The organism is Paenibacillus abyssi, assembly GCF_014640295.1.
GTDB lineage: Bacteria > Bacillota > Bacilli > Paenibacillales > Paenibacillaceae > Paenibacillus_D > Paenibacillus_D abyssi.
Genome location: NZ_BMGR01000009.1, coordinates 231,826 through 250,747 on the forward strand (window position 1 = coordinate 231,826; position 18,922 = coordinate 250,747).

Below are 18,922 nucleotides of genomic sequence, written 5' to 3' on the forward strand. Positions count from 1 at the left end.
TTCTGCGGGGTTTGTTGATTAGTGACGCGAAGTATATAAATTATAACACAAGCAGTTATGTTTCCTGCATCTTAGATCAACGTCCTGCCGAAGCGGGCAACAAAAAAGACTAAGGAGGAAAGCATTTCACTCCTTAGTCTAACTGTTGTGGATTTATTTTCGTGCTTTGATATGTTGTTATACCGTGACTACAATCTTTGGAAAAATCCAATCAGCTCTTTCGTCTCCGGATGGATGACGATCATCAAGGGGCCGAGCAGCGCATCCTGATCCGTGTTGTAGGTAACAGTAATTAGCTTGCCGTCCCTGGATTGAATATCGGCGAGGATCTCCTTCTGCTTGTCATCGGCCGGGACGATGGCAGCGCCTTTCGCTAGAATGAAGTCTACCTGCGCATTCTCTTGCTTCGTAATTAAATGTTCTTTTTCACTCTCCGGTACGAATGTCCAAGCCAATTCGCGGTACTCATTGACGCTTGTTGGATCAACTAGTCCGTCCAAGACGACAATCACATCGGCCGGGCTTTGCGGTGGAATGCTCTTCGTCATAATTGGTCCATAATAAGCGCGAACCTTGGTTCCGGCCTTGATCTGGGACCATTCCACCGGATAACCTTCAGGGGTAACCAGCATCGTTTCCTTTCCCGCGTTTAGCGTCAGCTCAGGAGCTTCCGCGCCATCCTTCATTTCACCGAATTGGATTTGCCAGCCGTCATCCGTCTGATCAACAGAGAGTATCGCCTCTTCCTTTATCAAACGCTCGTCGCCCACCTGAATGCTTGCGGCATGAGATTGACCCGGGAAACTAAAGGCGATAATCGGTCCATACTGTGCGGTAATATGCATGCCGGCTTTAAGATCCTTGGCAGCAAAAGCATCCCCGGCCGCATTGGTTAGAACAGTCTCCTTGTCTGCATAGAGGATGATCCACGTATTCGGACCGTGACCGAGCACTTCAAGCCGGTATCGATCATCGATTGGCTCAACACTGACGATGACACCTGAAGTTTGCAAGAACTCCTCCATTTCCGATTCCTTTTCTACCAGTTCAATTTGGTCCCTGCTCCAATTCAAGCTATAACCGAGTGCGTTAGCCGTATCCCTGGCCGGAAAATACGCCTTTCCGTCAATATAAACCGGCTGAATCGTTGTATCTGTGCCATTGATGGATACCATAACATCATTATCGAGAAAGCCCGTCACTTTTTTCATTAAACCATTTGCACCTACCGCCGTCGTCGTTGCGATCAAGCCGGCTGCTGTAATCATAATCATCCATTTACGTTTTTTCATGGTTCCTTCCTCCCCCTGCGTTGAAATGTCTTGTTTATATCTTGTTGTTACCGCTATTCAGTGTCTCAGACGCACTTAGTGGGAGAAAGGTTACATCCAATTGTTCAAGTATGCATGTCTGCAGAATTGTTCTAAAGAATACACGACAAAGAATTTCAATCCACGCATCCGCGTAGGATGCGACAGTTATTTGACGAGTCAGTTAGAGAGTGAGCAAATTTCAATCCACGCATCCGTGTAGGATGTGACAATGCGGCATTTGATCATAGATAAAAACGCAGATGATTTCAATCCACGCATCCGCGTAGGATGCGACTGCGATGCTCCATTCTTCAAGCAGCTCCATGAGTATTTCAATCCACGCATCCGCGTAGGATGCGACTTAAACGGTGGTCGAACCGTAAGTGATCCGAATATTTCAATCCACGCATCCGCGTAGGATACGACGCGGCGCGCTATTTTCGCTATACCGATGCGGAGATTTCAATCCACGCATCCGCGTAGGATGCGACTGTTCGATAACTACATGGTCAAGTTCGACAAGATATTTCAATCCACACATCCGCGTAGGATGCGACGGCCAAACCGATACAGGTTACCACCAAGAAAGAGATTTCAATCCACGCATCCGCGTAGGATGCGACGCAAATGCGATGTATGCGGTCATGCAGTCGAGAGATTTCAATCCACGCATCCGCGTAGGATGCGACTTTTATGGTTCTGGTTGCTTCCTCACACTTGGATATTTCAATCCACGCATCCGCGTAGGATGCGACTATTTGCCGAGTCAGGGGTTAAGACAGCCGGAAATTTCAATCCACGCATCCGCGTAGGATGCGACCTTGTTTAACATCCGATACATGCTGGACATTTGGATTTCAATCCACGCATCCGCGTAGGATGCGACCTTGTTTAACATCCGATACATGCTGGACATTTGGATTTCAATCCACGCAACCGCGTAGGATGCGACGTACCCATTTTACAGAAGAATCATGAGGGCTTTTTATTTCAATCCACGCAACCGCGTAGGATGCGACGCACATTAACGAAAGAGAGGTTAGAAGCAGATGATTTCAATCCACGCAACCGCGTAGGATGCGACGCCATTGATGTTACCGGCTTTTGCCGCCATCACAATTTCAATCCACGCAACCGCGTAGGATGCGACCTACGCCAATTCATCGGCTATTATACACGTAGTGATTTCAATCCACGCAACCGCGTAGGATGCGACTCCTGCTTGTCCAAGTAACCACCCCATGTTCATCTATTTCAATCCACGCAACCGCGTAGGATGCGACTCCTTTAGTTGCATCGATATCCGCCCCCATTCTAATTTCAATCCACGCAACCGCGTAGGATGCGACGTTGTCTGACAAGCTAGACAAGCTGCTTGAGAAATTTCAATCCACGCAACCGCGTAGGATGCGACACGGAAACCCTGTCTACTACAACATTGTTGCGATATTTCAATCCACGCAACCGCGTAGGATGCGACGATTGTCTTCTTGGAGTCTTTCGCCGACTTTTTATTTCAATCCACGCAACCGCGTAGGATGCGACCATTCAACAACCTCTATTTCATCGATCGCTTGATATTTCAATCCACGCAACCGCGTAGGATGCGACGCTTTAAATCAATTGACAGACGAGCAACTCGAGATTTCAATCCACGCAACCGCGTAGGATGCGACCAGAGATCGTTTAAACATCCCATATAAGGAGGAAATTTCAATCCACGCAACCGCGTAGGATGCGACAGCGATTTTTGACTCAAACATATCGAAATGTCATGCTTCGGTTCAAAAATACGCGCAAACAAAAAATATCGAAACAATATAAAGAAAAAACAAAGATTTTATTTACATTTTATAACAATTTTATGGTGCGGATGTTCCCGGGAAATCATGTGCGCTTCACATTCGCACCGTATATTCGCACTACCAAAAATCAAATAACCTTTTTAATATAAGGCTTACTTGTAAATTCAACGGCGGCGTCAATGTGCTCAATCTCTAAATTTGTATATATAATTTTTCCTCATCCTCATGATAACAGCAGCATTCCCTTTTTTCAAAAAATTCTCTATTTTCCCACTTCATTGATCATAAGAAAACTATTAATTACTGATCATTAGGCTAATAACAAGTATCATGCGCCCAATGCGCATCCGTAAAGTACGCATACGTCTTATCGTATTCAAGAACGTCATATTTACTGAAGTGATAAATATCCGATCCATCGCATACGTCCGCGATTATTATCGTAAGAGCCTCCATAGGTCGGCTGCCGCTTAAACCGGACTTCACCGAAGGGCTTCCAATAATTATCGTATTTCGCGTCCTTTCCAAAAACGTCATGGTTGCCAGCCAACACCCCGTAAGGGATACCCCCATCCTCTAGCATCTTCATATTGGCCGATGCCACATTCAACTGCTCCGGCTTGTCGTCTTCATCCACAAGGTCACCGGTGTGCACGACATATTTGATTTTATGCGCCTCTTTGATGTCGGCGATCCACTTTTCAATATTACTGTAAATATTCGGATAACTTTCGGAGTATTACTGCGTATCCGACATCCATACAAACGAGTAGTCGAAATCACCAGAGGTTTGTGAAACTTCATCCTGCACGAGCGCATGAATCGATCCGTCGACCACATAATCGCCAGCCGTAACGAACGACTTCAGCTCGAATGGTTCCGTTCCGGCCACCTGGTTCGCCAGAGCGGTCCATTGCCCGGTCTCCCGATTCCAGATGTAAAGCGTGACTTTCCGGCCTTCCAGCGACATGCCTTTCCAAGCAATCTCTACCTTATCGGTGCTCTTGACCGACGCGTCCAGCTTCACTTCGAAGCGTTGATACGGAAACTTTGTTACAGCGTCCGTCGTTAATGGCAGGATGTAATGGCAGAGTTAACGCAATATTGTATCTTTGTAAATAAGTTTCCATTAATGAAAAAAAGGTTCGTCGCCGCCGGCCTTCAGGCCGAAGCGTCCGATGATGACCTCTTGCTCACGGTCACCGAAAATGTCCGGATTCCACGATTTTCTTGACTGACACGCCCTAATGTTAGCTGCAGCTTAACAACATTGTTCTAGATTATGGAATCATTTTTATAGTACAATTAGAGATAATTCCATTTGTTAGCGTTACCGATATACATGCATTAAGGATGCATTCGCCCCATTCCGGATATACCCTCGCAAATCTATTCCATTCTAATATTAGCAGCCATATTTTCTCATCCAGATGTGGATGCGCATGTATTCTCCCGAAAAGCATAGCCAATAGTTTGAGTCGTGCTGCAGTTCCTATATTTCGACATTAAGAACTTCATGAACTTGTTATACATTTAGGTATGATATCCTGTAGGGGGAAACTCATTATGAGGCAGGCAGTTCTTGAGTCAACACCATTAGATAAAACCTTTCCCATAAATGTATTTTTTTGCAACCATGATGAACAGCCGATACACATCCACTGGCATGCTCATATTGAATGGATTTATGTGGTCACAGGCAGGGCCAGGCTGCAGATCGACGCCAACTTTTCCGAAATCCACAGTGAGGATTTAGTCTTTGTGAATGCGAATCAAATTCACGGCGTAACCTCCCTCGAGAAGGGGACGGCATTAATCGCGATCGTATCCAATGAAAGTTTGATACGAAACTTTCACTTGGACAGCACGGAAAGCAAATATATCGTTCCCATTATCAATCGGGACATCATTTTTCCCAATATCGTCAAAGGTGAGGAAGCAACAGAGATCCGGGCTTTGATCAACGATCTTATTCGGGAATTCACGTTAAAAAACGTCGGCTATGAGTTAATTGTCAAATCTAAAATTTTCCACATTCTTGGCTTGATGTTCCGAAATTACTATAAATTAGTCGAGCAAAACCCGAAGATATTAAACCGCGGCCCAGTGCCGGAAGAGTTTCGAATACTGCTGAAATATCTGGAATCCAACTATGTGAGAGGCATATGCATCAAAGATGCCGCAGCGATGATCAATATCAGCCCGAGTCATTTTTATCGGCTGTTCAAGAAAATTACCGGTAAAACCTTGATTGAATATATAAATAATCTGCGCATTTACGGGGCTGAGACCTTACTCGTCAACTCCGACCTGTCCATCTCCGAAATTGCCGAAAGGGTGGGGTTCGGCAGTGCCACCTATTTCGGAAAAGTCTTTCGAGAAAGTAAGTTCATCTCCCCCGCTAAATATCGCAAGATGGCTCATGACAATTCAAAAATCAATCGATAGAAACATGAAATGCCCCCAGAGAAAAAGCTTCTGGGGGCATTCCAATTTAGACATAAACCGTGTACAAATCTGCGATATCGATTTTTTTGCCGGTTTTTGCGCTTTCCGCCGCGCCTAGCACCATCGCCATACTATGGATGTTATCCCTGCAATCGGTTTCCGCTCTGCGGCCCTCCTCAAGAGAAGCAAACATTTCATCCAGGCATCCGAAATGGTAGGTATGAGCTGCCGGTTTCACCTCGGCGTCAACCCGTACATATTTATGCATCCACTCGCCGGCCAAGGCCGGAGCCACCACTTCCGCGTAAGGGCTGCCTTGTCCGTCCCAAATCGCAGTGCCCTTCTCTCCCGTGACGCGCCAGCTTGCCTCCCAGGATGTAGGCGCCCCTTCCGCGCACCACGAACCGCGATAACAAAAAACGGAGCCGTCCGACATCTCGAATATGCATATCGCCGACGCGTTGCCCATGTACCATGAACCGGGCGGATTATACTCGTGGCAGTACACGGATACCGGGTCGCTGCCGAGAATGAGCCTTACTTGATCGAACGTATGAATGGACATGTCCAGCAGCAGCGGGCTGTCCATCACATCCCGGAAACCTCCGAAATGCGGGCCCAGGAAAAAATCCGCTCCGGCATATCCCGGCTTGCCGATCGTGCCGGACGCGATTAATTGTTCGAACGCACGGATTCTAGGGTCAAACCGGCGGTTTTGCATCGTCGTGTGCGATCGGCCCGTCTGCTCCGAGACGCGAATGATTTCGTTGCAGGCATCCAGCGTTGCCGCCATCGGTTTTTCCCCAAATACGTTGCAGCCTTCCCGCATGGACGTGACCGCGACGTGGAAGTGGCTCTCGGGAATTGTCACATCAAAAACCAGATTGGCATCTGTTTCTTTAATGGCCATCCTCAAATCTGTAAAAGTCGGGCATTGAAGACCGCGCTTGCCTGCCATCGCCTGAGCAAATTCCTGTTTGATGTCGACTAGCGCCACGATTTCTGCATCTTCCCTTTGAAGCGCATAGTCAACCCAAGTATTTGCCATGCTGCCGCATCCGACAATTGCTATTCGGTATTTTTTCATCCACATATCCCTTTCGTCGCAGGTTGGATTCTGATGAGAATAGGATTCCTTCATGGCTAGACCCACCACATATCCCCGAGCGGCTCCTTGATGAGTACTTGTCTCAGGTTGGCGATTGCCTTCTTGAGCCCTTCTTCCTTGGACATCAATCCATCCTCGTGTTCAATGCTGACCGCCCCGTCATAGCCGGCAAGACGCAGAGCGCTTACGATATCCGACCATACCTTCATGTCGTGTCCATAGCCCACCGTTCGGAACTGCCAAGCCCGGTTTACGCTGTATGGCTGCATATCCGTCAGTCCGAACCTGTGCACATTTACCTGATCGATGGATGTATCCTTCGCGTGAAAGTGATAGATCGCGTTCTCCGTACCGAGAATCCGGATCGCCTGAACCGGATCAATCCCCTGCCACCACATATGGCTGGGATCGAAGTTTGCCCCGATGACTTCGCCGACCTCCTGCCTCAATTTCAACAGGGTTGCAGGCGTATGCACGGAGAATCCACCATGCGGCTCCAAAGCGATTCTCACGTGGCGATCTGCGGCAAACCTCCCCATTTCCTTCCAATAAGGAATCACCTTCTTTTCCCACTGCCATTTGTAGACCTCTTGAAAATCGTTAGGCCAGGGCGCCACGGGCCAGTTCGGATGCCGGGCCTCCTCGTGATCGCCCGGCAGACCGGAGAAGGTCACGACAACGGGAACCTCCAGCTTCTCCGCCAGCTCTACACTGTTTTTAAAATCTTGATGAAAACGGGCTGCGATCTCCTTCTGTGGATGCAGCGCATTGCCATGGCAGCTTAGCGCACTGATCGTTAGATTTCTTGCGTCCACTGCTTTTTTTAACGCTTTTAGTTTCGTCTGATCTTGCAGCAGTTCGGCGGGATTGCAATGCGCGTTGCCGACATAACCGCCGGTTCCGATCTCGATGGATTCCACGTCTTGGGATTCCAGATAGTTCAAAGTTTCCTCGAACGATTTATTACTGAACAGAACCGCAAAGACTCCTAATTTCATCCGTAAACCTCCCTCTCTTATCCTTTCAATCCAGACATTGTAATGCCTTCTATGAAGTAACGCTGCGCAAACAGGAAGAGGATAATGATGGGCAGCAGCGTAAATACGGAAGCCGCCATCAGCAAATCGTACCTCGTCTGATAAACGCCGTTGAAAGCGGCCAATCCAAGTTGAACCGTAAATTTATTCTGGCTGTTGATGTAGATCAGAGGCCCGATAAAGTCGTTGTATACGCCCTGGAACGTAAATACGGTCAATGTGGCGACAGCAGGTTTGGACAGCGGCAGGAACATCTGGAACCATATACGGTAACGGCTGCAGCCGTCTATCATCGCGGCGTCTTCAAGCTCCCCTGGGATGGTCATGAAAAATTGCCGCAGCAAGAAGATCGCAAACGCGTTTCCGAACAGCCCGGGAACAATAAGCGGCAGGAAGGAATCCAGCCAGGTCAGTTCACGGAATAGAATAAACTGCGGGATTAGCGTGACAGCGCCGGGAATCATCATCGAAGCCAGGAGAAGCATAAACAGAAAATTTCGACCGAGAAATTCAATTCTCGCGAAGGCATACGCGGCCATGGAGGAGGCCAGCACCGTAAAAATCGTTACCGGGATGACGATCAGCATCGTATTATAGAACATCAGGCTGAAATTCAACCCACCCGCATTCCATGCCTCGACGTAGTTATGCCATTTGAACACGCTGGGAATCCATTTCGGCGGAAATAGAAATATCTCTTTCTGATCCTTGACGGATGTGGTGAACATCCAAAGAAACGGAGCAATGCTGACGATCGACATGACGATAAGGATGAGGTATGAGACAGGTGTCCCTAGACCTTTTCTTAGAGGCATTTTTCCACTCCTACCTATAGATCATATTGTACTTTTCGCCCAAAAAAGCGGTTCTGCAGAACGGTCACCAGCAAGATCAGCAAGAACATAACCATGGAAATCGCGCCGGCATAACCCATCTTATTGAACTTGAATGCGTTCGACCATAAATAGTACGCCAATGTATGTGTGGAATAACCCGGTCCGCCGTTGGTCATGATGTAAATTTCGCCAAACACTTGAAACGCGCCGATAAAAGACATAATGACGATAAAAAACGTCGCAGGCGCAAGGAGCGGAAAGGTCACATTCCGGAACTTCTGCCATTTGGTCGCACCGTCCAAATCGGCGGCTTCGTATAAATGCCGCGGAATGCCTTGAAGGGCGGCTAAGAAGATCAGCATATTCCAGCCGGCATTTTTCCAAATCGCCATAAGGGCGATACTCGGCAGCGCAAGGCGCTCGTCCGTCAACCATCCGATCGGTTGAATGCCGATCTTGGAAAGCATAAAGTTAATCAATCCAAAATCAGGGTTAAACAACCATACGAACAACAGCGCAACCGCAAGAAGCGGGCTTATGACCGGAATATACAGCATTGCCCGGAAAGCGGTTATTCCTCTCAGAGGCATATTCATCGCCAGCGCCAAGATCAGAGAGATGGCGATGGATGCCGGAACGTAGTACACCACCCACATGATCGTGTTGCGGAGACTGATCAAAAACACTTCATCCTGAAGAAGAGCGGCATAGTTTTTGATCCCCGCCCACGTCGGAGCCGTAAGCAGGTCCCAGTTAAGAAATCCGATTACGAATGCGGCAAGCACCGGAAGCAAAGTAAACGCAAGAAATCCGATCAGGGCGGGAGCGATGAAGCTGTACCCTACGAGGTTGTCCCGTAATTTTTTATGCAATGCCCTTCTGGTGAGCCGCGTTCTCTCTGGTGCTGCAGTCAAATCACTTAACGTATTCATCTAGCCCTCCTTATATCAAGGGGAGAGGTGACTCTCCCCTTTGCAATGTCGGTCACAATTACTTGTTGAAAAGTTCCTTGTTCGCTTTGGCATCGATATTCTCGACCGCCTCCTGAATCGTCTGTTTGCCGTTGAACGCGGAGTCCAGCTCCGGCTGAACATATTTGTTGATCAGTTCGGAGAAATGGCCGCTTTGCGTGGCTGCGAGCTGGATCTCGGTGTCCAGATATTGGGCCGTAGCCTTGAACGGTTCAACTGCCGGCGGAGCGTTTACCATCTCCGGATCATCCATATACTTCATCTTGTTCGGCATGGCGAGTCCAAGACCGATTATATCTTTCAGCCCCTCTTCGCTGAGCACGTAAGTAAGCAGCTTGGCAGCGCCATCTTTATCTTTGCTGTCTTTACTGATAGCCAGTGTGCCGGAGAATAACGGGTTGATACGCGTTTCGCCGATCGGCATTTCCACGGCCGTCCACTCGAAGCTTGCCGTTTGACGGAACGTCGGAACCATCCATCTGCCGGAAGCGTACATCGCGACTTTTCCTGTCTCAAACATCTGAGACTGCCCCATTCCGGATTGCTGCAGTGCGGAAGGAGACGGCGCCGATTTATCGGTTTGGAACAAATCGTACATCCGCTGTAGCCCTTTTATGACTTTAGGGTCATTGAAATTGGCTTTGCCGTCCTTAAACCAAACGCCGCCCTCATTGCCGGCAAATACACTCCATGGTCCCCACCATGTTTCCAACCCAACACCGTATTGGGTAATTCGCCCATCTTCTTGCACTGTCATTCTCTTTGCGATATCCATAAATTCATCCATTGTCCAATCTCCTGTCGGGACCGGAACGCCTGCCTCGTTGAACAGATCGACATTAATATACATCACGTAAGGTTCCCAGTCTTTGGGAATCGTATATTGTTTCCCGTCGTACTTGCCGTAGTCGAGTAGACCCGGCACGAAATCCTCGTCCAGTCCGTTCATGCTTACAATGGCATCTAACGGTTCCAGCTTTCCTGTTTTGGCATAGTCGGGAACGACCGTTTCACCTACCCAGAATACATCGGGCAGCGTGTTTCCGGTCAGCATCGTCTTCAATTTCGTATCATAATCTTTCGGAACGTAGATGTAGTTCACTTTATATTCCGGGTGTTTGGCTTCAAAGCCTTTGAGCATTTTTTCATACAACTCCCGCTCCTGCTCGTTCCCCCAACCCATGAAACTAAGTTCTATTTTCTTGCCTGAGGTGCTGGAAGTTCCCCCTTGATCCGTGGAGTTTCCCTGACTTTCCCCCGATCCCGCACTGCATGCGGTGAACAGCATGGACAACACGAGCAGAAGCGCCAACCCCTTAATTTTATCAAACATCCCATATCCTCCTCTCGATTTTGAACACGCTTTCATTATAGAATCAATTCTTCTCTTACCGCTATGACTCAAACTATCATTCATTCGATGGATACTATCTTTTTAGTCCTACAACCAAATAAAAAGAGACACAAACACCAGTCTATAAGTGTTTGGTCTCCATTCATTTCTTCGCCTTATTATTAAGATTTGAAGGGATGCTCAACCGGAAGAATCCTCTTCCACTCTACGTTGACATGATACCGAATCCCCAACGTCTCCGTTAGTTTATCCTCAATTCTACCTTTCCAATCCTGTATCACCCGTACCGTTTCTCCATAATAAATCGACAGTACGATGGTGATTTGATCATCCTCCACTTTTATATCATGGAGGATTAGTTTCCCGTCATTTCGCGAGGTTAGATAAATGATATCCTTTATTGCTTGAGGATGGATAATAATCCTTCCGCCCACTGCAAACATTGTTTTGATTCTGCTTTTTCCACTATAGAAAGGTTTAATTAGTGTAATTTCTTCCTTACGTTTACCGAAGCGAACAATAAATTTGCGAAACCATCCCGTATACGTCCGTTCTACCTCTATCGGCTGAATGGGAATAATGTGATACCCCTTGCCGCGCCTTTCCCTTGCGACGTTTAGTTCCTCATCCGTTTGAAATTGTTCTACAGGAATCCATTCGACTTGAGGAGGCAAATGCAATCGTTCGATAATCCGCAGAATCATCTTTTGAGAGGTGCCGATAATAAGCAGTCTTCTTATTGAGCGTGCTTCGATCGCTTCCCTAACCTCTCTCCTATGAGCTTCGGAATGAAATATGGCTCTTTTCGTTGCGGCATGCAAATATTGCTCATTCTTGGCGGATCTTCCTGCAACACGGATTTTATTGATGATCAATATCCCATCATCGATTACTGCATCAATCTGGAATTTTGTTTTCACTTCCATGGATTTATGGCTTTTGCCTGTACCGCTTTTACCATATAAGCCGAAAATCTGCATGAGATCCTCCCATAGAGACGTTTGTAAAAATTATATCATGAATAAATTACATATTGATCACAGATAAAAAAAAGCATATTATATAAATAATAAAATATTATTTATTAATAAGGCGGGTGATCGCTTGAAGGTCTTAGCATTGGTAGGCAGCCTTCGCGCCGATTCTTTTAATTCGTGCGTTATGGAGACGATGAAAGAACGTTATGCTGCATGGTCAATTTCTGTGGCGGATATTGGATCGTTACCATTCTATAATCAAGATGTAGAACTCATTCCACCGCCAATTGTGAAAGCGTTTAAAAAACAAGTATCCGACACTGAAGCCATTATCATTGTAACCCCTGAGTACAATTGGTCCATTCCCGGCGTGCTGAAGAATGCCTTAGATTGGTTGTCACGCGTAGAACTCGTAATGGTCGGGAAACCGGTTCTTATCATCGGAGCCAGTACCGGCATGATCGGCACCCTGCGAGCGCAAACGCATTTGCGGCAAATTTTGTCCGGTCCTGGGCTCAATGCCCGCGTTTTGCCTCCCGCGGGGAATGAAGTGCTCGTCAACTTCGCAGACAGCAAGTGTAAGAACGGCCGTCTCGCCGACGAACAAACGTTATTGTTTCTGGATCAGGTCATAAACCGGTTCAACGACTGGGTGAAGACAAATACACCTTAATATTACATAGGGAGATGATGATCATGAGCAAAAGATACTTATTGAAGAACGGCTGTGTGTTGTCGATGGACAAATCCATCGGAGATTTCAAGAAGGCCGATGTTCTCATCGTCGATTCAATTATCGCAGCGGTTCAGCCGAATCTGGATGTTCCCGATTGTGAAGTCATCGATGCAACGGATATGATCGTTATGCCTGGTTTTGTAGACACGCACCGGCACGTCTGGGAATCTTTGGTTCGAAATATAGGTGCCGATTGGTCGCTTCCCGTATATTTGCAGAACATTTACTACAACTCAATCGGGAGCAAGCTTCGTCCGAACGACAGTTACGCAGGTAATTTGCTCGGCGCACTGGAGGCGCTTGATGCCGGTGTAACGACCTTGCTGGATTGGAGCATGATCTACTCTCCTGACAATACCGATGAATATATACGCGGCCTGCAAGACGCCGGCATTCGCGCCGTATTTGCTCTTGGCGTATCCGGTGAAGGTGAATATTGGAGCCGTGACAGCAAGCTGACGGTTCCGGAAGATGTAAGGCGCGTAAAGCAACAATATTTCTCCTCCGACGATCAATTAGTAACGATGGGCTTAGCCATTCGGGGACCGGAATTCAGCCATTGGGATGCTTCAGTTCATGAAATTCAACTCGCGAGAGAACTGGATGTACTTTGCTCCATGCACCTCGGTTTTGGAAGCTGGGGAGCGGATGACCGCTCCATTGAAAAAATGCATAAAGCCGGATTGCTTGGACCGGATTTAAACTTTGTTCACGCCAATACAATGGGGTACGATGAATATAAATTGCTTGCGGATTCCGGTGGTTCCATATCGGTCACTCCTGAAATCGAGATGATGATGGGTCATGGCTATCCCGCTACAGGCTTGTTCCTTGAAAATGGCGGTACGCCGACAATTGGCATCGATGTCGTTACGTCAACGGGCGGCGACATGTTCTCCCAAATGAAATTTACTCTTCAAGCGGAGCGTTCCCGAATCAATGAAACCATATTAGCCAGCAAAAATATGCCCGGCGAATTAAACTTGTCCACACGTCAGGTGTTGGAATTCGCCACGGTCGCGGGTGCTAAGGCGCTGCGATTGGATCGTAAGATCGGCACCTTGACGCCTGGGAAAGAAGCTGATCTGATCATGATACGAACGACAGACCTTAACTTGTTCCCTGTGAATGATCCCGTCGGAGCCGTCGTACAGTTCGCCAATGCAGGCAATGTTGACTCCGTCTTTGTCTCCGGACGGCCGGTGAAGCGTGGAGGAAAACTTCTGCACGTGGATCTCGATCATGTACGTAAACTCGCCAGAGAGAGCAGAGATTACATTATGTCACAGTACACTATAACGAATGCTCAAGGAGTCGGAGCTCTATAAGATGCAGCATACATGACAAACAAAAGGCCGCTCCCGGCACTTCGCCAGGAGCGGCCTCTCATGTCACTACCGAAACTTCGGTTTCCGTTTTTGTGCAAAGGCTATACATCCTTCCGTAAAATCGATCGGATCCACATAACGCCATGCTCCTTCTTGATCTTGAACTTCGTAACTATGCGCAACCGCTTTTTTCACGGCTTGTAACGATCCCCTGGATTGATTCATAATCGTTTGAACGAATTCAAAAGTCAACCGCTCCAGTTCCTCCGAGGCTACGAGACGATTCAGCAGCCCTAAGCTTGACGCTTCATCGGCGTTTAATATCCGATTCGTCATCACCAGTTCTTTGGTAAAGCTCGGTCCCATCAAGCGCACCATCCGTCTTACAAATAGCGGCCCTAATGTAATTCCTAACTTGCCGACCGGAATCCCTAACCTAGCTTGAGGCGTGCCGATTCGCAAATCGCACGCCAACGACAGGATCAAACCGGCTCCCATGGCCGGTCCGTCGATCGCCGCGATCACCGGAATTGGGAGCTCTTCGAACTTGGCAATGGTCCGTTCCATAACGTGAAATGCTTCGTCCGCTTCCTCAAGTGACATCGCCGCGAATTCCTTGATATCGGATCCAGCCGTAAACTCTCCGGGTACGCCTTTTAATACGACAACCTTCATTTTCGGGTTGGACCCAATGTCGTCTGCGATATCCCCTAGTGACTTCCACATATTGCGCGTCATCGCGTTGCGTGCCGCCGGCCTATTTATCGTTACGATAGCTACTTTGGATGTTTGTTGCATTGTAATTTTGCCGTCAGGAACCCGTGTTATAGCAACTCTCATCTCTTCACCCTCCAACGATTCTTTTTAATACGCATCCAGCCGTACTCGAGAATCTATGAGGAGTGTCGGCTCGGTGGTCCGCTGAATATCTGCGATGGTATGGCCTTCCGCAACCTCCATCAGTCGCAGCCCTTCTTCTGTTATGTCGATAACGGCACGATCCGTAATGATCCGGTCCACCACTGATTTACCGGTAAGCGGCAGAGAGCAATCGTGCAATATTTTGGGTTTGCCGTCCTTGCTTACATGTTCCATCAAAACGAGGATACGCTTGGCCCCATGCACCAAATCCATTGCTCCTCCCATGCCTTTGACCATCTTTCCGGGAATCATCCAATTGGCTAAATCTCCCGATTCGGATACTTCCATTCCGCCCAATATCGCCAAATCGATATGCCCGCCCCGGATCATAGCGAACGACTCGGCACTGTCGAAAAAAGCAGCACCCGGAACAGCAGTTACGGTCTCCTTTCCGGCATTGATGAGATCAGGGTCGACCTCATCTTCCAAAGGGTAAGGACCTATTCCGAGCAAACCATTTTCCGACTGAAGCACAACCTTTTTTGTATGGTGGATGAAATTAGCAACCAATGTAGGCATACCAATCCCCAAATTGACATACATTCCATTTTCAATTTCTTTTTCCGCTCGTCTAGCGATTCTTTCCCTGGCTGACATTTGGGTCAGGCTCATAGCAATCCCCCTTCTTTATGCAGGTGATGTACGTACCGTTAATTGCTCGATGCGCTTATGCTGCTTTCCGACGATCAACCTTTGTACATAAATGCCCGGCGTATGAACGGTGTCCGGATCGAAGCTCCCTGCCTCCTGAATCTCTTCCGCTTCGGCAATCGTGATTCTCCCGGCTGCCGCCATCATCGAGTTGAAGTTGCGTGCCGTTTTGTTATATTTCAAGTTACCCATCGTATCCGCCTTGGCAGCTCGAATAAGGCTATAATCCGCTGTCAACGCCTCTTCCAATAAGTAAGGCTTCCCCTCGAACTCGCGGGTTTCCCGGCCATCGGCAATGATCGTGCCGACGCCTGCAGGCGTATAAAAAGCGGGAATGCCCGCTCCGCCTGCGCGGATCTTCTCCGCCAACGTCCCCTGTGGCATTAATTTCACTTCTAACTCACCGCTGATTAACTGCCTTTCAAATTCCTTATTGCCTCCGACATAAGAACCTACCATCCGTTTAATCTGTCTGTTCTTTAGCAGAAGACCGAGTCCCCAATCATCTATCCCGCAGTTATTGGAGATAATGGTAAGATCCTTTACCCCCTTCTCTACCAAAGCCAATATCAGATTCTCCGGAATACCCACCAAACCGAATCCACCGACCATCAGCGTCGCCCCGTCCGGGATGTCCTGGACGGCTTCGGCAAATGTATGGAAAATAGGCTTCAAAGGTTCATCTCCTTTCTGATATATGCTGCACAAATTGCAATAAAGCGTTTACAAAATGTTCCGAGCGCTCCAACATCACATAGTGGCCTGCCTGCGGTATCACTTCCGTCACAGCATGCGGAGCTAATCGTTTCAATTCTTCGCTTGCCTTAGACGGCAGCATACGATCGTCCTGACCATAGATGGCTAATATAGGCTTTTGTATATGCGACAAGCATTCTTTCCCATTGCCATAATCATTGCAGCAACGGTAATCGATAATCGTCGTTTCAAGAGGCACGATGCTTAACTCGCTTCGTTCCTCTTCCAAAAGAGCCTTGTCTGCCTCTTTGCTGTAAGAGGCATAGAATAGGCCATTTGGGTACACGCCGCTTTCAAGTTTATCGAATAGCGTGGAATCTACGGGCAGGACATAATGGCTGGCCGCCAAAACCAAGCCAACTACTTTGGGATGGTTCGCCGCCAGTTCGATTCCGATTAGTCCTCCCATCGAGTGCCCGATGACGATCGTCTTATCAGTGATGAGCGGTTTTAAGTAATTCGCATGATCTTTAATGGTATGCATCATAGGGGCATCATTTGATCCGTGAGCGGGCAAATCCATAAATACACAACGGGGCCCGTTCATCATTTCCTTGACGCGCCTCCACTTCGAGCGTGTCCCACCCGCTCCAGAAAGAAAGAGAAGCGTTATTTCATTGTTATCGTCCATCCGCATCCTCCGATCAGCAAAGAAATAACAGCCAAAACAAGAGGGACTGAGCCAGCTGACCAACGAGATATTTTGGCTGTTCCGATATGCTTACGCGAGTACCACGCGATTCTCCTGGAAACCTAAGTCGATCCTACCGTCCGGACTTTTGATTTCGCACCGCACGATATCTCCGTTCTTCAAATAACTTTTATTTTCTGCCTGGCTTTCCAATACAAGAGCCAGCTTTTGGTCACCGGAAAGAAAAGGATTTGTCAATTGCTCCAGCTGTTCTCCCGTCAATTTCAGCGCAACCCCGCCTGGTGTTCCCGTTAGCAATAGATCCCCGGGGTCAAAGTCCATCATTCGAGACAATTCCTCGATCGTCTCCTCGGGTTTATAAAGCAGCTGATCCGTATTTGCAGATTGTCTCAGTTCCCCATTCACCCATAATTTCAAATCTAAATTATGGATATGATGGACTTCCTCCGGATCAAGCAAGTACAAGTAGGGCCCCGCGGGACAGAAAGTGCGATAGCTTTTCCCCTTATACCATTGCCCTTCCACAAATTGAATATCTCTGGCAGAAACATCGTTTGTAATGAGGATTCCTGCAACGAACTCATGCAAATTCTCTTTCGTTACCTGGACAGGCCCATTAATTTTTGTCTTCATCACCAATCCAAGCTCGATCTCATAATCGAGAAGCTTGACGTGCGAAGGAAGCTGAATGTGGTCTTGCGCACCGCTAAGAGCACTGTCAGGTTTTGTGAAAATAAGGTTAAAAGGAGCTCTTGCAGGCTTCAATCCCGCTTCCGCCCTATGATGGGCGTAGTTCGCCCCTTGACACACGATTCGCGCAGGCTGCGTTACCGGGCTAACGAAACGAATCGATTCCAGCGGTAATGCTTGTGCTGAGTTAAGCTTTGATAAAACATTCTCTTTTCCGGCACTTAACAATGCCGCCAACGAATCGAAAGCTCCATCAATAGGGAGAACTGCATCATTCTGAATGACTCCCCAGTGGGTTGTTCCAGCGTGTACATACCTTGCAATACGAATACCCATGTCTTACCTCCTGCATAATGAAATGATATGAAGCAGCTAATTAATTAATATTATTATATTATAATATAATTTAGTCAAGAAAAAAATATACCGGTAACATCCCGGTATAATTAAAAAAATTTAGATCATGTTTTCCCTTCCTTGTTATCCTTGTCATGTATCAACTGAGATACCCGGTTAAGCAAGTCATGCATTTTCTGACGAGCGAGCGGACCTTTTCTTCCGCATACCGCCTGCATGACGGCCCTATGCCTTTCCAAAATCTCCTCGTCGGGTGCCATGAAAGGCTCTGCGGGGTGCTGCTTTATCGCGTGAAACGTCTTATGCCGGCTTCTTTCCAACGCCAAGCGCAAAGTCTGGATCAAGCTAATGATCAACTCGTTATTGGACGCCTGGATCAGACTGTTGTGGAAATGGTAATCAGCTTCCACCCATTTCTCTTCATCATTTACAGATTCACTCAAATGAATAAAACACTTCTTAATATGTTCGATATCTTCGTTCGTCGCATTATTTGCGGCCATTTCCATTGCCGCGGGCTCGACCGCTAATCTGACTTCGGTCAACCTGATCAAGAACTCATGATTGTTTTCCATTTCCGATGCCCACATCAATACATCCGGATCCCACCATTGCCATTTAGACCGAGGACAAACCAGGGTCCCGATTTTTGTTGTTGACTCGATGAGTCTGCGTGCCGATAAGCTTTTTAAAACCTCCCGTACGACCGTTCGGCTAACCCCTTTCATTAAGCTGAGGTCTTCAACTTTCGGAAGAGATTGCCCTGGTTGGAGTTCTCCGTGAACGATCTGGCGTCCTAACTCATGCAGCAGCTGGTCACTTATATTTTGTAGCGACATACCGTGACTCCTTATTAGTTCATGTAATTAAATAATATTATAGTATAAAAATTAGACCTGTCAAACCGGGAGTCACATCACACTAGAGTGAAAGGCTGGGCGAAGCCCAGCCCCTCCTCATCAAACCGTACGTGAGGTTTTCC

18 protein-coding genes and 1 CRISPR repeat array are annotated in these 18,922 nt (G+C 47.6%); of the genes, 3 read left to right on the forward strand and 15 right to left on the reverse strand.

Features of this window, described 5'->3' with window-relative positions:
* Positions 1-188: 188 nt before the first annotated feature.
* The 3 genes from IEW11_RS15080 to IEW11_RS15090 all read right to left on the reverse strand — a co-directional run bounded on the left by IEW11_RS15080 (position 189) and on the right by IEW11_RS15090 (position 4,199).
* Positions 189-1,292 (reverse strand): BRO-N domain-containing protein, encoded by a 1,104-nt coding sequence (locus IEW11_RS15080; protein ID WP_188531882.1) that lies wholly within the window; start codon positions 1,290-1,292, stop codon positions 189-191.
* Between the two features lie 152 nt (positions 1,293-1,444).
* Positions 1,445-3,055: direct repeats of the CRISPR family, unit length 32 nt; unit sequence ATTTCAATCCACGCAACCGCGTAGGATGCGAC.
* Positions 3,056-3,509: 454 nt separating this feature from the next.
* Positions 3,510-3,836, reverse strand: a complete 327-nt coding sequence (locus IEW11_RS15085) for a metallophosphoesterase (RefSeq protein WP_188531915.1) — start codon at positions 3,834-3,836, stop codon at positions 3,510-3,512.
* Between the two features lie 21 nt (positions 3,837-3,857).
* Positions 3,858-4,199, reverse strand: coding sequence for a hypothetical protein (locus tag IEW11_RS15090; protein ID WP_505799420.1), 342 nt, complete (start codon positions 4,197-4,199; stop codon positions 3,858-3,860).
* A 485-nt stretch (positions 4,200-4,684) separates the two neighbouring features.
* Between IEW11_RS15090 and IEW11_RS15095 the strand changes: the two genes are divergently transcribed.
* Complete coding sequence (locus IEW11_RS15095) at positions 4,685-5,566, forward strand: helix-turn-helix transcriptional regulator (RefSeq protein WP_188531884.1); 882 nt, start codon at positions 4,685-4,687, stop codon at positions 5,564-5,566.
* A 46-nt stretch (positions 5,567-5,612) separates the two neighbouring features.
* Here IEW11_RS15095 and IEW11_RS15100 read toward each other — a convergent pair whose 3' ends face one another.
* From IEW11_RS15100 to IEW11_RS15125, 6 genes are all read right to left on the reverse strand, one after another.
* A complete protein-coding gene (locus IEW11_RS15100) occupies positions 5,613-6,653 on the reverse strand; it encodes a Gfo/Idh/MocA family protein (protein WP_188531916.1) in 1,041 nt (346 codons plus the stop codon).
* Positions 6,654-6,709: 56 nt separating this feature from the next.
* Entirely contained in the window at positions 6,710-7,672 is a 963-nt protein-coding gene (locus tag IEW11_RS15105; protein ID WP_188531885.1) for a sugar phosphate isomerase/epimerase family protein, read from the reverse strand.
* Positions 7,673-7,689: 17 nt separating this feature from the next.
* Positions 7,690-8,526: a carbohydrate ABC transporter permease gene (locus IEW11_RS15110; protein WP_188531886.1), complete on the reverse strand. Its 837-nt coding sequence runs from the start codon at positions 8,524-8,526 to the stop codon at positions 7,690-7,692.
* Between the two features lie 14 nt (positions 8,527-8,540).
* Complete coding sequence (locus IEW11_RS15115) at positions 8,541-9,479, reverse strand: carbohydrate ABC transporter permease (protein ID WP_188531887.1); 939 nt, start codon at positions 9,477-9,479, stop codon at positions 8,541-8,543.
* Positions 9,480-9,537: 58 nt separating this feature from the next.
* Complete coding sequence (locus tag IEW11_RS15120; protein WP_188531888.1) at positions 9,538-10,851, reverse strand: ABC transporter substrate-binding protein; 1,314 nt, start codon at positions 10,849-10,851, stop codon at positions 9,538-9,540.
* 182 nt (positions 10,852-11,033) lie between these two features.
* A complete protein-coding gene (locus tag IEW11_RS15125) occupies positions 11,034-11,852 on the reverse strand; it encodes a hypothetical protein (protein ID WP_188531889.1) in 819 nt (272 codons plus the stop codon).
* A 124-nt stretch (positions 11,853-11,976) separates the two neighbouring features.
* Between IEW11_RS15125 and IEW11_RS15130 the strand changes: the two genes are divergently transcribed.
* Complete coding sequence (locus IEW11_RS15130) at positions 11,977-12,522, forward strand: NADPH-dependent FMN reductase (protein WP_188531890.1); 546 nt, start codon at positions 11,977-11,979, stop codon at positions 12,520-12,522.
* 23 nt (positions 12,523-12,545) lie between these two features.
* Positions 12,546-13,913 carry an amidohydrolase family protein gene (locus tag IEW11_RS15135; protein WP_188531891.1) on the forward strand — a complete coding sequence of 456 codons (1,368 nt, stop codon included), beginning with the start codon at positions 12,546-12,548 and terminating at the stop codon, positions 13,911-13,913.
* Positions 13,914-13,979: 66 nt separating this feature from the next.
* On the opposite strand, the gene IEW11_RS15140 is transcribed toward IEW11_RS15135, so the two are convergent.
* The 6 genes from IEW11_RS15140 to IEW11_RS15165 form a co-directional block, all read right to left on the reverse strand.
* On the reverse strand, positions 13,980-14,753 hold the full coding sequence (locus IEW11_RS15140; protein ID WP_188531892.1) for an enoyl-CoA hydratase/isomerase family protein: 774 nt from the start codon (positions 14,751-14,753) through the stop codon (positions 13,980-13,982).
* A 24-nt stretch (positions 14,754-14,777) separates the two neighbouring features.
* Positions 14,778-15,446 (reverse strand): 3-oxoacid CoA-transferase subunit B, encoded by a 669-nt coding sequence (locus IEW11_RS15145; RefSeq protein ID WP_308422743.1) that lies wholly within the window; start codon positions 15,444-15,446, stop codon positions 14,778-14,780.
* A gap of 15 nt (positions 15,447-15,461) precedes the next feature.
* Positions 15,462-16,160, reverse strand: coding sequence for a CoA transferase subunit A (locus tag IEW11_RS15150; RefSeq protein WP_188531893.1), 699 nt, complete (start codon positions 16,158-16,160; stop codon positions 15,462-15,464).
* 4 nt (positions 16,161-16,164) lie between these two features.
* Positions 16,165-16,872 (reverse strand): alpha/beta fold hydrolase, encoded by a 708-nt coding sequence (locus IEW11_RS15155; protein WP_188531894.1) that lies wholly within the window; start codon positions 16,870-16,872, stop codon positions 16,165-16,167.
* A 90-nt stretch (positions 16,873-16,962) separates the two neighbouring features.
* Positions 16,963-17,919 (reverse strand): fumarylacetoacetate hydrolase family protein, encoded by a 957-nt coding sequence (locus tag IEW11_RS15160; RefSeq protein ID WP_188531895.1) that lies wholly within the window; start codon positions 17,917-17,919, stop codon positions 16,963-16,965.
* A gap of 125 nt (positions 17,920-18,044) precedes the next feature.
* On the reverse strand, positions 18,045-18,779 hold the full coding sequence (locus IEW11_RS15165; protein ID WP_188531896.1) for a FadR/GntR family transcriptional regulator: 735 nt from the start codon (positions 18,777-18,779) through the stop codon (positions 18,045-18,047).
* Between the last annotated feature and the right edge of the window lie 143 nt (positions 18,780-18,922).

Coding starts and splice junctions, on each gene's coding strand:
- IEW11_RS15080 (WP_188531882.1), bottom strand. CDS start 1,292: ATGAAAAAACGTAAATGGATGATTATGATTACAGCAGCCGGCTTGATC.
- IEW11_RS15095 (WP_188531884.1), top strand. CDS start 4,685: ATGAGGCAGGCAGTTCTTGAGTCAACACCATTAGATAAAACCTTTCCC.
- IEW11_RS15100 (WP_188531916.1), bottom strand. CDS start 6,653: ATGAAAAAATACCGAATAGCAATTGTCGGATGCGGCAGCATGGCAAAT.
- IEW11_RS15105 (WP_188531885.1), bottom strand. CDS start 7,672: ATGAAATTAGGAGTCTTTGCGGTTCTGTTCAGTAATAAATCGTTCGAG.
- IEW11_RS15110 (WP_188531886.1), bottom strand. CDS start 8,526: ATGCCTCTAAGAAAAGGTCTAGGGACACCTGTCTCATACCTCATCCTT.
- IEW11_RS15115 (WP_188531887.1), bottom strand. CDS start 9,479: ATGAATACGTTAAGTGATTTGACTGCAGCACCAGAGAGAACGCGGCTC.
- IEW11_RS15120 (WP_188531888.1), bottom strand. CDS start 10,851: ATGTTTGATAAAATTAAGGGGTTGGCGCTTCTGCTCGTGTTGTCCATG.
- IEW11_RS15125 (WP_188531889.1), bottom strand. CDS start 11,852: ATGCAGATTTTCGGCTTATATGGTAAAAGCGGTACAGGCAAAAGCCAT.
- IEW11_RS15135 (WP_188531891.1), top strand. CDS start 12,546: ATGAGCAAAAGATACTTATTGAAGAACGGCTGTGTGTTGTCGATGGAC.
- IEW11_RS15140 (WP_188531892.1), bottom strand. CDS start 14,753: ATGAGAGTTGCTATAACACGGGTTCCTGACGGCAAAATTACAATGCAA.
- IEW11_RS15145 (WP_308422743.1), bottom strand. CDS start 15,446: ATGAGCCTGACCCAAATGTCAGCCAGGGAAAGAATCGCTAGACGAGCG.
- IEW11_RS15155 (WP_188531894.1), bottom strand. CDS start 16,872: ATGGACGATAACAATGAAATAACGCTTCTCTTTCTTTCTGGAGCGGGT.
- IEW11_RS15160 (WP_188531895.1), bottom strand. CDS start 17,919: ATGGGTATTCGTATTGCAAGGTATGTACACGCTGGAACAACCCACTGG.
- IEW11_RS15165 (WP_188531896.1), bottom strand. CDS start 18,779: ATGTCGCTACAAAATATAAGTGACCAGCTGCTGCATGAGTTAGGACGC.